Below are 12921 nucleotides of genomic sequence, written 5' to 3'. Positions count from 1 at the left end.
GTAGGGGTTGTTGCGCCGGGCGCCACTACATGTAGGATCATCGAGTCGCTGGTTCGCCTACGGGTGAGGCAAGAGGGAACCCGGTGCGAGTCCGGGACTGCCCCGCAGCGGTGAGCGGGAACGACCGCCGTCATTGAGCACTGGGCGCCGTGCGCCTGGGAAGCGACGGCCAGTAGGACCGGCCGGCCCCGAGGCCGCGCCGGACGCCCGCGAGTCCGAAGACCTGCCGGTGACGCGCGCGGACCCATGTCCGCGCGGCCATGCCGGGCCTCGTGGGAGGGCCCGCCAGGCGCGGCACGTCCACCGGCGTGCGCGTGCGCTGACGCATGCCCTCCCCGCGGCTCCGGCCAGGACCTGAGCTCGCGAGGAAGAGGGCACGTTGACACTGACGACGACCGCCGACACGACGACCGCCGACACGACGACTGCGGAAACGACGACCGCGGAAACGACGAGCGCGCCCCCGGCACACGCGCTCGGCGCCGCGCACGACGCGTGGCAGGCGATCGAGGAGGCGGCGGCGGGGGTCATCTCCGACCCCGGGAAATCGAAGACGGCCGCCCGGCTGCTGGGCGCCCTGATAGCGGACGAGACGGCCGGGCAGGGGGTCCGCACGTTCGCCGAGTCGGTGGCGGCCACCCACGCGGCGGGGCTCCTCGGCGACGGCGTCGCGGCGTTCGTGGCGGCCAACGCCGCGGCGCTCGACGAACTGGTCGACGCGCAGACCGAGAAGGGAGCCGACGACCGCTTCGAGTACTTCGGGCTCCGCACGGTCTACGACCGCTACCTGCTGCGCCACCCCGTCACCCGCCGCGTGCTCGAACGGCCGCAGCACTTCCTGCTCCGGGTGGCGTGCGGCCTGTCGTCGTCGGTGGAGGAGGCCGCCGAGCTCTACCGGCTGATGTCGGCCCTCGCCTACCTGCCGAGCTCCCCGACGCTGTTCAACTCCGGCGCCCGCCGGCCGCAGCTGTCGTCGTGCTTCCTGCTCGACTCGCCGCGCGACGAGCTGGAGAGCATCTACGAGCGGTACGCCCAGGTGGCCCGGCTGTCCAAGTACGCCGGGGGGATCGGGGTCTCCTGGACCCGGGTCCGGTCGCGTGGCTCGCTCATCCGGGGCACGAACGGGCTGTCCAACGGCATCGTCCCGTGGCTGCGCACCCTCGACGCCTCGGTGGCCGCGGTGAACCAGGGCGGCCGGCGCAAGGGCGCGGCCTGCGTCTACCTGGAGACCTGGCACGCCGACATCGAGGAGTTCCTCGAACTGCGCGACAACACCGGCGAGGACGCCCGGCGCGCGCACAACCTCAACCTGGCCAACTGGGTGCCCGACGAGTTCATGCGCCGGGTCGAGGCGGACGGCACCTGGTCGCTGTTCGACCCCAAGGAGGCGCCCGAGCTGACGGATCTTTGGGGCGAGGCGTTCGACGTCCGCTACCGGGAACTGGAGGCCGCCGGACGGTACGTCCGGCAGGTCCCGGCCAGGGCTCTGTACGGCAGGATGATGCGGACGCTCGCCCAGACGGGCAACGGCTGGATGACGTTCAAGGACGCGGCCAACCGCACCTCCAACCAGACGGCGCTCGCGGGCAACGTCATCCACCTGTCCAACCTGTGCACCGAGATCCTTGAGGTCACCTCGGACGGCGAGACCGCCGTCTGCAACCTCGGCTCGGTCAACCTCGCCGCGCACCTCACGGACGGCGGCGTCGACTGGGAACGGCTGCGGGCGACCGTCCGCACCGCCGTGCGGTTCCTCGACCGGACCATCGACCTCGGGTTCTACCCCACCCCCGAGGCGGAGGCGGCCAACCTGAAGTGGCGTCCGGTCGGCCTCGGCGTGATGGGCCTGGCCGACGTGTTCTTCGCGCTGCGGCTGCCGTTCGACTCGCCGGAGGCCCTCGCCCTGTCCACCCGGATCTCCGAGGAGATCGCGCTCGCCGCGTACGGGACCTCGGCGGACCTCGCGGTGGAGCGCGGGCGGCACCCCTCGTACGGCGAGACCAGGGCGGCGCGCGGGATCCTGCACCCGGACCACTTCCCGGCGCGACCCGTGCACCCGGAGGAGTGGGCGGAGCTGCGCACCAGGATCGAGCGGACCGGCCTGCGCAACTCCCTGCTGGTCGCCGTCGCCCCGACCGCCACCATCGCCTCGATCGCCGGGTGCTACGAGTGCGTCGAGCCGCAGGTGTCCAACGTCTTCAAGCGGGAGACCCTGTCGGGGGAGTTCCTCCAGGTCAACCGGTACCTGGTCCGCGACCTCCAGGCGCTCGGGCTGTGGACCGGGGCCGTGCGGGACGCGCTCAAGGTGGCCGACGGGTCGATCCAGGGGCTTCCGGACGTCCCCGACGAGCTCAAGGCGCTCTACCGCACCGCCTGGGAGCTGCCGCAGAAGGCGCTCATCGACCTGGCCGCCGCCCGGCAGCCGTACGTCGACCAGTCGCAGTCGCTCAACCTCTTCATGGCCGCCCCGACGATCGGCAAGCTGTCGTCGATGTACGCCTACGCCTGGCGGTCGGGCCTGAAGACGACGTACTACCTGCGGTCCCGCCCGGCGACGAGGATCGCGCAGACCACGGTGGCCGCCGTACGGCCCGCCGCGGAGTCCTCCGCGGAGACCGGCCCGGAGCCCGGCGAGGCGGTCGCCTGCTCGCTGGAGAACCCCGAGATCTGCGAGGCCTGCCAGTGACCGCGGCCACCTCAGCGACCCACTCAGGGACCAACTCAGGAACCACCGTTGAAAGGCGTGCCATGCTGCTCGACCCCGGGATGGACCTCACCCTGCGGCCGATGCGGTACCCGGAGTTCTACGACAGGTACCGCGCGGCCATCAGGAACACGTGGACGGTCGAGGAGGTGGACCTCCACACCGATCTCACCGACCTGGCCAGGCTCGGCGACGGCGAGCGGCACCTGGTCAACCGGCTCGTCGCGTTCTTCGCCACCGGCGACTCGATCGTCGCCAACAACCTGGTGCTCAACCTCTACCAGCACATCAACGCGCCGGAGGCGCGGCTCTACCTCAGCAGGCAGCTGTTCGAGGAGGCGGTGCACGTCCAGTTCTACCTGACCCTCCTCGACACCTACATGCCCGACCACGACGAGCGGGCCAAGGCGTTCGCCGCGGTGGAGCACATCCCCTCGATCAGGGCCAAGGCGGAGTTCTGCTTCCGGTGGATCGACTCGATCGGCGGCCTGTCCCGCCTCGGCACCCGGGAGGACCGGCGGGCCTTCCTGCTCAACCTCGTCTGCTTCGCCGCCTGCATCGAGGGCCTGTTCTTCTACGGCGCCTTCGCCTACGTCTACTGGTTCCGCTCACGCGGCCTGCTCGGTGGCCTGGCGACCGGCACCAACTGGGTGTTCCGCGACGAGTCGATGCACATGGAGTTCGCCTTCGAGGTCGTGGACACCGTACGCCGGGAGGAGCCGGAGCTGTTCGACGACGAGCTGGCGGGGCAGGTGGTCCGGATGATGGAGGAGGCGGTCGCGGCGGAGTCTGCCTTCGCACGCGACCTGTGCGGGGACGGCCTCGGCGGCATGAGCGCCGGCCACATGCGGGAGTACCTGGAGTACGTCGCCGACCGCCGTCTCGCCCGGCTCGGCATGCCCCCCAGGTACGGCACGGCCAACCCGTTCGCCTTCATGGAGTTCCAGGACGTGCAGGAGCTGGCCAACTTCTTCGAGCGCCGGGTATCCGCCTACCAGGTGGCCGTCGAGGGCGATGTGAGCTTCGACGAGTCATTCTGATCACACTTTTGACCGGTTTTATGCCTTTGTTGGGCGGGCAAGGGGCCCGCCATGACGACGAAAGGGGGCGCCGTCCTGACGGCCGCGTGGAACTGGGCAAGTCTCGGAATCGCCGTCGCCGCCGCGATCGTCGCGGTGGAGATGGTCCGGCGGGTGCTGAAATCACGGCTCATCGGGGAGCGCTGGGCCCTCGCCGGGCCGGTGGTCCGCCGGTGCACCTGGCCGGGGTTCGCGACGGCCGTGCTGGCGACCGTCAGCGCCGTCTACACCCCCGGCATGTCCGGCTGGCTCTCGCAAAGCTTCCTCCGGCAGATGTTCACGCTGCTGCTGATCGTCTGCGTGACGTGGCTGGTGATCCAGGCGGCGTACGCGGTCACCGACGTGGTCCTCGACCGGCTCACCCGGGTGGAGGGTGAGCGCAACCGCAGGGCCCGCCGGATCCGCACGCAGATCACGCTCGTCCGCCGCGTGTCCGCGGCGGTCGTCGTGGTCGTCGCCCTGGGCGCGATGCTGTTCACCTTCCCGCAGGTTCGGGCGCTGGGCGCCGGGCTGCTCGCGTCCGCGGGCATCGCCGGTGTGGTGGGCGGCATCGCGGCCCAGTCCACGCTGGGCAACCTGCTCGCCGGGCTGCAGCTCGCCTTCAGCGACGCCCTGCGGCTGGACGACGTGGTCGTGGTGGAGGAGGAGTGGGGCAGGATCGAGGAGCTCACGCTGACCTACGTGGCGCTGCGCCTGTGGGACGAGCGGCGGCTCATCCTCCCGGTGTCCTACTTCACCACCAACCCGTTCGAGAACTGGACCCGGCACGAGAGCCGGATACTGGGCAGCGTCTACCTGCGGGCCGACTGGTCGGTCCCGGTGGAGGAGCTGCGGGCCGAGCTCTACCGCGCGCTTCGCGACAACCCGCTCTGGGACCAGAAGGACTGGACCCTCCAGGTCACCGACGTCACACCCACCGGGCTGATCGAGCTGCGGGCCCTGATGAGCGCGGCAGACTCGGCCAGCGCCTGGGACCTGCGGTGCGACATCCGCGAGCACATGGTCACGTTCATCCGCGAGAAGTACCCCGAGAGCATTCCCCGGTTCCGGGTCGACCGGCCCGCCTGACCGGCGGGTTCGTGCGGCCGGCGGGTTCGTGTGACGGGCCCGCCCGGCCGGCTCAGGACGTGCCGGAGCCGCGCAGCACCCGCGTGCCGCCGGCGATGAGCGCCGTCGCGAGGATCCAGCCGGCCGCGATCAGGCCGTTGGCCAGCCACAGCGTCCACCCGTACGGCTCCCACGCGGCCCGCTGCTCGAACACGCTCACCGGCACCAGCAGGTCCAGCGTGTAGGTGAACGGGTTGAAGTGCCGGCTCTCGTCGAGCCCGATCTGGTGCGGCGGCCAGTGGGAGAAGGCCGCCGTCCCTGCGGCGAGGAGCAGGGCCGCCCACACCCCGGCCAGCCAGGGCCGGTAGCCGTACCCGACCGCGGCGTCGAGCAGCCGCCCCCACAGGCGGCCCGGCAGGCGCAGCGTCCGCCGCCGGGCGCGCTGCTTGGCCAGCAGCGCCCTGCGGGCGTCCGGCTCGTGACCGATCCGCCGGTAGTAGGCGGCGAGTTGCTCGTACGGCTGGGGACGGTAGCCCGCGGGGTCCCGGCGCAGCCACGACAGGCGGTCGGCGAGGGAGGCGGGTCCGCGCAGCGACTCGTACGTCAGGCCGTTGAGGTGCACATGCTCCCGATAGCTGGCCGGCTGGTCGAACAGGACGCCGAGGCGGGAGTAGGCCAGATTCACCTCCCCCTCGATCGAGGCCGGCAGGAGGATGAGCTCGTCGGCCTGCATGTGGCTCAGGTGCAGCGCCCGGCCCTCGGGCAGCGCGGCGGGGGCCGCCAGCACGGCCTCGCTGAACGAGAGCACCCCGGTGATCCTGGCCCCCCGCAGCCTCACGGTGCCGTACGCGGTGAAGCCCCCGCTGAACTCCGCGGCCGTCGCCTGCATGTGGTCGGCCTGCACGGCGTGCGTCCCGGCGCTGGTGACGACGGCCCGCTCGATGTGCAGGCCGCTGTTGAACCGGGCGCCGACCAGCCGCAGGCATCCGCCGGCCCGCAGGTCGCGCAGGAACGCGCCGCCGTCCACGATGAGCCCTCCGCCCCACAGGGCGACCGGTCCCCGCCCGGGCGGATCACGCCAGTCCTCCCACCCGTGCGCGCCGCCCGGGGCAGGCGGGCCCTCCGTGCCCTCCGGGAGGCGGTGCGGCGGCCGTGACAGCTCCTCCATCGCGTACAGCTCGGAGTGGCACAGCCGGAGTTGCCCGGTGACGTGGGCGTTGTCCAGATGCAGCGCCTCCCGTACGGTCGATCCGTCGAGGTCGAGCAGGCCGTCGACGGTGGCCCGGCGTGCCTTGACCCGGTGGACGTCGCAGTGTCTCAGGCGGACGCCCCGGGTTCGCGCGTCGTCGAGCGACACGGTCCCCGCGATGTGGCAGCCGAGGAGGTGGATCTTCGCCTCGATGGTCGCGTCGGACAGGTTGAGGTCGCCGGTGATCCGCGCCCCGGCGAGGCGGACCCCGGGCACCTGGCCGGGCTCGTCGCCTCGCAGGCCGAGGAGCAGTGCGGCGATCAGCTCTGCCCGGACGGTCCGCGCCCGCCCCCACGACCCGCCGGTCTCCGGGGCGCCGCCCGCGACCTCGCCCGGGCCGTGGTACGCGCCGCCGTCCCTGCCGGCCGAGCCGCCGCGCAGGTCCACCCAGGCGCCGGTCGGGTACGCCTCCCACAGCTTCCGCTCGGCCGGTGTCAGCCACCGGAAAGGCCGTGATCCACGCACGATGGGACCATACCGTCGGATCGGGTGATCCGCCCCGGTTACCACCGGCTGGAGGCCCCGGCGGGGGCAGCCTTCAGCCGCCGGGGGTCTCAGCGGGGCCGGGGCTGAGCGGGGCCGGGGCTGAGCGGGGCTGGAGGCTCAGCAGTCGCAGGAACAGCAGTCGCAGTCGCAGCAGCACCCGTCGCAGCCGCACCCATCGCACGAGCAGCCGTCGCAGCAGCACTCGTCGCAAGGGCAGCAGTCGCACCCGTCCAGGTAGCAGCGCGCATGCCACGGCGCGTCGCGGTAGGGGCTCCAGGGCGGCCGGTAGAGCCCGCAGGTCACGAAGGTGAGGCCGCCGGCGAGCACCTTGCCCACCGCTCCGGGGCTCGCCGGACCGCCCAGGTGCCCTGAACCGGCCAAGTTCTCCGGAACGGCCCGGCCGGCCGAAGGGCGTGCGTGACCGGAGCAGGCCGAGCCGCCCGGGTGGGGCGAGCCGTACGGGTGTGAGGCCTGCGGGTGTGGCGAGGCTTGCGGGTGTGCCGCGCCGCCGCTGTGGGGCGAGCCCTGTGCGATGCCGCCCGGGTGGGGCGAGCCGCCCGGGTGTGCCGGGAACGCGCGACGCACCGCCCGCCGGGTCTCGTCCCGCAGGAGAGCCTCCACCAGGTGCCGATCAGCCAGGTCCAGGTCCTGTACGGCCAGGGCGAGCCCGTGCAGAGACCGCTCGCAAAGCCGCCGGGCCTCCTCGACGGAGGTGCCGGTGGCCGCGAGCGGGTTGTACGCGCCGCGGGCCTGGTCGGCGTCGAAGTCTTCCACCGCGTCGAGGATGTGCGCGATCCGCCCGAAGTGGAGCCCCGCTTCGCGCAGGCTCCCGGCGTTGCCCGGCCTGCCCGCCAGCACGGCGGTGTGGGCGAAGGCGGCGGCGACGGCGGCCTCCGTCGGCTCGGTGAGCTGGAGCAGCGTGAGGCCCGGCGTCCCTTCGAGGACGGCCTGACGCCCGGCGGCCTCGGTCAGGACCGCGGTGTCGAAGCCGATCGAACGACCGCCGCGCTCGGCGGCGGCGGCCCAGGAGGCGGCGACCGCACGGATCGGGGCTCCCCGGACGGGCAGGCCGGCGACGCCGTCCCCGTCGGCGGCGTGGTCGCGGATCTTCCCCGCCGCGAGGGCGAGCGACACGGCGGCCGCCAGCCGGGCCCCCTCGGCGGCGGACGGCACCACCTCGGCCGTCCGGAAGGCCCGCAGCGCGCACGGGCCCGCTGTGCGGCGCTCACGGCCGTCCGGCCGCTGCGCCTCCGCCAGGACGGAGAGGATCAGCCCGTCGTAGTTGGTGGCGGCCCTTGCCACCTGCCCGTGCCGGTCGCGCAGGGTCAGGCACAGCCCGCACAGGTGGGCCCGCCAGGCCTCGTGAACGGAGGGGCGGCTGTGACGGGCACACGGACGGAGGATCCCGAACACCCAAACCATCCTTGATGGTCGCGCGGACGGGATCATCCCGTTTCCGGGCGATTATGCCACCGAGTGGCCCACAGGCAAGGGGCCGTACGAGACGGTGTGGTGCAGATCGCGGTGCCGAGCGGAGAATGCCGCACTTTGCCATTAAAAGGATATTTCGGGCCTTTCTTGTGCTTGGCCATACGGTGCCGCCCTCAATGCCACCTTCAATGCGGCGCTCGATGCCGCGCGAGCGTGCCGGCGGACTTTCCCGAACCAGGCGCGGGGAGGCATGAGGACTCCTGGTCCGCGCTTCCCGGCTCGCCCGTGCCCGCGCTCGCGGCCCTCCTCCGGCGGCCGGATCGCCGGCCGCCGAAGAGGCGGGCGAGCCCGTCGCCCGGCGCCGGGAAGCCCTGTGGGGCAGGCCGATCCGCGAGGATGTGCGCTTGTATGGGGAGGGGTGTTTCCTCTACGTTCCTTGGACGTCAAAATAGGCATAAACAGGACTCGCAGTGGTAATGACCCTGTGAGGTGTGAGATGTCGCAGAATCCATTCGCCAGGTTCGCCCGGTGGCTCGGACTGGATAGAAATCCGCTGCGCCGCCGATGCGACCGCGTCGAAGCGCTGGTCCGGCTGGTCGCCGTGCTGGGCTTCATGGCCGCGGTCGTCTTCGGCATGGCCTTGAGCGTGCGCGCGTACGACGACGGCGTGCGGACGGAGGCCCAGCAGCAGCGGTCGCGCCATCAGGTGACCGCCACGCTGGTCGAGGACGTCACCACGCCGCGGCTCTCGGCGGCCGGTGCGGCGGTGGGTCACGCCCAGGCGCGATGGACCGCACCCGACGGTGTCCAGAGGACGGGCGTCGTCGACGCGGCCCCGAGCAAACACGCCGGCGACGTCATCCGCGTATGGACCGACGAGCACGGCACGCTGACCCCGCGCCCGCAGGACAGGGAGACGACGGTGGTCGCGGCCCTGACGGTCGGCACCGGGGTCCCGATGGCCGCGAGCGCGGGGCTGGCCGTGCTGGTCCTCCTCGTCAGGACGGTGAACCAGCGCCGGGCCCGGCGCGCGTGGGAGGCCCAGTGGAGCGTGGTCGAGCCGATGTGGCGCATCAACGGCCGGTGACGACCACCCGGCCAGGGGCGGTCCTCGGCCGGGTCCTCAGCGGTCGATGATCTCGTTCTTGCCGATGACCACGACGCCGCTGCGCGTCACCGCGAACCGCTGCCTGTCGTGCTCCAGGTCGAAGCCGATCCGGGCGCCGTCGGGGATGACGACGTTCTTGTCGATGATCGCCCGACGTACGATCGCGCCCCTGCCGACCTTGACGCAGCCCATCAGGACCGAGTCCTCGACGTGGGAATGGGAGTGCAGCACCACCCCCGGCGACAGGATCGAGCGCAGGGCGGTGCCGCCCGAGACGATCACGCCGGGCGACACCAGCGACTCCAGCGCCTGGCCGACGCGGTCGCCCTCGTTGTGGACGAACTTGGCCGGCGGCAGCGGGTCGTGGCCCGTGTAGATCGGCCACCGGTCGTTGTACAGGTTGAATATCGGATGCACCGAGATGAGGTCCATGTGGGCCTCGTAGTAGGCGTCGAGCGTCCCGACGTCACGCCAGTAGCCCCTGTCCCGCTCGGTGGAGCCGGGGACGATGTTGTGGGCGAAGTCGTACACCTCCGCCCCGCCGCCCTTGACGAACATCGGGATGATGTTGCCCCCGAGGTCGTGCTTGCTGCTGGGGTCCAGGGCGTCCTCGCGCAGGGCCTCGATCAGCGACTGGGTCTTGAAGACGTAGTTGCCCATGGACGCGAAGACCTGGTCGGGCGCGTCGGGCAGGCCCACCGCGTCCTTCGGCTTCTCCCTGAAGGCCACGATCCGGCGGCCCGAGGGGTCGGCCTCGATCACCCCGAACTGGTCGGCCAGCTCGATCGGCTGCCTGATCGCGGCCACCGTGACGTCGGCCCCCGAGTCGATGTGCTGCTCCACCATCTGCCGGGGGTCCATCCGGTAGATGTGGTCGGCCCCGAAGACGATCACGTGGTCGGGCAGCTCGTCGTAGATCAGGTTGAGGTTCTGGAAGAGCGCGTCGGCGGATCCGGCGAACCAGCGCGGCCCGAGCCGCTGCTGGGCGGGCACGGGGGTGACGTAGTTGCCCAGCATCGCCGACAGCCGCCAGGTGCGGGAGACGTGCCGGTCCAGGCTGTGGTTCTTGTACTGCGTCAGCACGACGATCTGCAGGTAGTGCGCGTTCGCCAGGTTCGACAGCACGAAGTCGATCAGCCGGTAGATCCCCCCGAAGGGCACGGCGGGCTTGGCCCGGTCCGCGGTCAGCGGCATCAGCCGCTTCCCCTCACCACCCGCGAGCACGATCGCCAGCACCTTCATAGCCAGGACCTTAACCCGCCAAACAACGAACAAACACCCGGGGCCCATGTAAACGGCATCATCTCCACCCGCCTGATGACGCGCCCGATGACTCTAAGCTCCTGGTATGCGTGTCGATCTGCTCAGCCGCGAGTACCCGCCCGAGGTGTACGGCGGTGCCGGAGTCCATGTCGAGTACCTCGCGCGCGAGCTGCGCGGGCTGGCGGACGTGCGGGTGCGGTGCTTCGGCGCCCCCCGCGAGGAGCCCGGCGTGCGGGCCTACCGCGTCCCCGGCGGCCTGGCGGACGCCAACGCGGCCCTCCAGGTGCTCGGGGTCGACCTGGAGATGGCGGCGGGCTGCGCGGGGGCCGACGTGGTCCACAGCCATACGTGGTACGCCAACTTCGCCGGCCATGTCGCCAAGATGCTGTACGGCACGCCGCACGTCGTGACCACCCACAGCCTGGAGCCCCTGCGGCCGTGGAAGGCCGAGCAGCTCGGCGGCGGCTACACGCTGTCGTCCTGGGCCGAGCGGACCGCCCTTCAGGCGGCGGACGCGGTCATCGCGGTGTCGGAGGGCATGCGGCGCGACGTGCTCACGGCCTACCCGGAGGTCTCCCCTGACCGCGTCCAGGTGATCCACAACGGGATCGACACCGGCGAGTACGCCCCCTCCCGGGGCACCGAGGCGCTGGTGCGGCACGGCATCGACCCGGCCGTGCCGTACGTCGTCTTCGTGGGCCGCATCACCCGGCAGAAGGGCCTGGTCCACCTGCTGCGCGCGGCCAGGGCGTTCGACCCGGCCGCGCAGATCGTCCTGTGCGCGGGCGCCCCCGACACCCCCGAGATCGCCGAGGAGGTCGCCGGCCTGGTCCGCGAGCTCTCGGCGACGAGGAAGGGGGTGGTGTGGATCTCCGAGATGCTTCCCCGCCCCGAGGTCATCCAGATCCTCACGCACGCGACGGTGTTCGTGTGCCCGTCGGTGTACGAGCCCATGGGCATCGTCAACCTGGAGGCCATGGCGTGCGAGACCGCCGTCGTCGCCACCGCGACGGGCGGGATCCCCGAGGTCGTGGCCGACGGCTCCACCGGGCTGCTGGTGCCGATCGACCAGGGCCCGGACGGCGAGCCGTACGACCCGGAGGCCTTCGCCGCCGCGATCGCCGAGCGGGTCGGCAGGCTCCTCGGCGATCCCGCGCTGGCCGCGGCCATGGGCGAGGCCGGCCGCGCCCGCGCGATCGAGCATTTCTCCTGGCAACGGATCGCGGAGCGCACGCACGCGCTCTACGCGGGCCTGCCGCGCACCTGACGCTCACGCGGGTCTGCCGCGCGCCTGATGCTCACGCGGGTCTGCCGTTTTTCGCAGGCCTGCCGACGGCGGGGACGCCGCTCGCCGGACGGCGGCTCACGGGACGATGACCGTGATCCCGGGAGCCGCCGCCGGGCCGCCGAGCCCGGTGAGGGCGGCCGGGGCGTCGTCGAGGCCGATCGTGCGGGTGACCAGCAGGCCGGGGCGGAGCGTGCCCGCCGCGATCATGTCCAGCATCGGCGGGTAGGCGTGGGCGGCCATGCCGTGGCTGCCCAGGATCTCCAGCTCGTGCGCGATCACCCGGCCCATCGGCAGGACGGTCTCGCCTGGGAGGAGGCCCACCTGGACGTGCCGGCCCCTCCTGCGCAGGCTTCCCACCGAGGCGGCGCACGTGCCGGGGCTGCCCAGGGCGTCCAGCGAGACGTGGGCGCCTCCGCCGGTCACCTCCCTGACCCACGCCGCCGCGTCCCTCGGGCCGCCGTGCTCGCCGGGCTCGTCCCGCCCCTGCCGCCCGCCGATCCCGTCCGGCTCGCCGGGCGCGTACGGCGCGATCTGGACGAGCTCTGCCGCGCCGAGGCCGGCGGCCAGCTCCAGCGCCGCGGGGGAGACGTCGACGGCGACGACCCGGGCGCCGGCGGCCACGCCGATCATCACGGCGGACAGCCCGACGCCGCCGCAGCCGTGCACGGCCAGCCACTCGCCCGCCCCGATCCGGCCCTGCGCCACCACGGCGCGGAAGGCGGTGGCGAACCGGCAGCCCAGCCCGGCGGCGGTCGGGAAGTCCATGCCGCCGGGCAGCCGGATGAGGTTCACGTCGGCGTGGCCGACGGCCACCCGCTCGGCGAACGACCCCCAGTGGGTGAAACCGGGCTGCGTCTGCCGTTCACAGACCTGCTGGTTCCCCGAGGCGCACTCCCGGCAGCGTCCGCAGGCGCAGATGAACGGGACCGTCACCCGGTCGCCCGGCCGCGGGCCCGTCACGTCCCGGCCCACCGCCTCCACGACGCCGGCCAGCTCGTGCCCCGGCACGTGGGGGAAGGCGGTGATGTCGGGGTCGTGCCCCATCCAGCCGTGCCAGTCGCTGCGGCACAGCCCGGTGGCCTCCACCCTGATCACCGCGCCGTCCACGGGGACGGCCGGATCCGCCACCTCACGTACCCGCGGCTCCCCGCCGAACGCCTCGTACACCACAGCGCGCATCGCCGCCTCCTCGTCCGGGTGCCACGGTAACCGGGGGCTGCGGTAACCGGGTGCCGCGACCCGGCCGGCACGCGGCTCAGTACGCTG

At 72.5% G+C, this 12921-nt stretch carries 9 protein-coding genes and 1 riboswitch; of the genes, 5 read left to right on the top strand and 4 right to left on the bottom strand.

Annotated features, from left to right (window positions below; translation table 11 throughout):
- Positions 1-32: 32 nt before the first annotated feature.
- Positions 33-246: riboswitch (cobalamin riboswitch) on the top strand.
- 133 nt (positions 247-379) lie between these two features.
- The 3 genes from AB0B72_RS14265 (at position 380) to AB0B72_RS14255 (ending at position 4851) form a co-directional block, all read left to right on the top strand.
- Complete coding sequence (locus AB0B72_RS14265; RefSeq protein WP_367739159.1) at positions 380-2686, top strand: ribonucleoside-diphosphate reductase subunit alpha; 2307 nt, start codon at positions 380-382, stop codon at positions 2684-2686.
- A 62-nt stretch (positions 2687-2748) separates the two neighbouring features.
- Positions 2749-3744: a ribonucleotide-diphosphate reductase subunit beta gene (locus AB0B72_RS14260; protein WP_367739158.1), complete on the top strand. Its 996-nt coding sequence runs from the start codon at positions 2749-2751 to the stop codon at positions 3742-3744.
- 51 nt (positions 3745-3795) lie between these two features.
- Positions 3796-4851, top strand: a complete 1056-nt coding sequence (locus AB0B72_RS14255) for a mechanosensitive ion channel family protein (protein WP_367739157.1) — start codon at positions 3796-3798, stop codon at positions 4849-4851.
- A gap of 52 nt (positions 4852-4903) precedes the next feature.
- On the opposite strand, the gene AB0B72_RS14250 is transcribed toward AB0B72_RS14255, so the two are convergent.
- Entirely contained in the window at positions 4904-6544 is a 1641-nt protein-coding gene (locus AB0B72_RS14250) for a hypothetical protein (RefSeq protein WP_367739156.1), read from the bottom strand.
- Positions 6545-6682: 138 nt separating this feature from the next.
- Positions 6683-7987, bottom strand: coding sequence for a DUF5685 family protein (locus tag AB0B72_RS14245; protein ID WP_367739155.1), 1305 nt, complete (start codon positions 7985-7987; stop codon positions 6683-6685).
- A gap of 505 nt (positions 7988-8492) precedes the next feature.
- Between AB0B72_RS14245 and AB0B72_RS14240 the strand changes: the two genes are divergently transcribed.
- Positions 8493-9083 carry a hypothetical protein gene (locus tag AB0B72_RS14240; RefSeq protein WP_367739154.1) on the top strand — a complete coding sequence of 197 codons (591 nt, stop codon included), beginning with the start codon at positions 8493-8495 and terminating at the stop codon, positions 9081-9083.
- A gap of 36 nt (positions 9084-9119) precedes the next feature.
- Here AB0B72_RS14240 and glgC read toward each other — a convergent pair whose 3' ends face one another.
- Positions 9120-10346, bottom strand: a complete 1227-nt coding sequence (glgC, locus tag AB0B72_RS14235) for a glucose-1-phosphate adenylyltransferase (RefSeq protein WP_367739153.1) — start codon at positions 10344-10346, stop codon at positions 9120-9122.
- Between the two features lie 106 nt (positions 10347-10452).
- Between glgC and glgA the strand changes: the two genes are divergently transcribed.
- Positions 10453-11634 (top strand): glycogen synthase, encoded by a 1182-nt coding sequence (gene glgA, locus AB0B72_RS14230; protein WP_367739152.1) that lies wholly within the window; start codon positions 10453-10455, stop codon positions 11632-11634.
- 96 nt (positions 11635-11730) lie between these two features.
- On the opposite strand, the gene AB0B72_RS14225 is transcribed toward glgA, so the two are convergent.
- Entirely contained in the window at positions 11731-12834 is a 1104-nt protein-coding gene (locus AB0B72_RS14225) for a zinc-dependent alcohol dehydrogenase family protein (RefSeq protein ID WP_367739151.1), read from the bottom strand.
- Positions 12835-12921: the final 87 nt, after the last annotated feature.

Source organism: Microbispora sp. NPDC049125 (genome assembly GCF_040802045.1).
In the GTDB taxonomy this organism is placed as follows: Bacteria; Actinomycetota; Actinomycetes; order Streptosporangiales; family Streptosporangiaceae; genus Microbispora.
This window is presented reverse-complemented; position numbering and strand designations above follow the sequence as displayed.

Bases quoted from the DNA above. Each gene is read 5' to 3' on its own strand.
- AB0B72_RS14225 (WP_367739151.1), bottom strand. From the start codon at position 12,834: ATGCGCGCTGTGGTGTACGAGGCGTTCGGCGGGGAGCCGCGGGTACGT.
- glgC (WP_367739153.1), bottom strand. From the start codon at position 10,346: ATGAAGGTGCTGGCGATCGTGCTCGCGGGTGGTGAGGGGAAGCGGCTG.
- AB0B72_RS14260 (WP_367739158.1), top strand. From the start codon at position 2,749: ATGCTGCTCGACCCCGGGATGGACCTCACCCTGCGGCCGATGCGGTAC.
- AB0B72_RS14240 (WP_367739154.1), top strand. From the start codon at position 8,493: ATGTCGCAGAATCCATTCGCCAGGTTCGCCCGGTGGCTCGGACTGGAT.
- AB0B72_RS14245 (WP_367739155.1), bottom strand. From the start codon at position 7,987: ATGGTTTGGGTGTTCGGGATCCTCCGTCCGTGTGCCCGTCACAGCCGC.
- AB0B72_RS14255 (WP_367739157.1), top strand. From the start codon at position 3,796: ATGACGACGAAAGGGGGCGCCGTCCTGACGGCCGCGTGGAACTGGGCA.
- glgA (WP_367739152.1), top strand. From the start codon at position 10,453: ATGCGTGTCGATCTGCTCAGCCGCGAGTACCCGCCCGAGGTGTACGGC.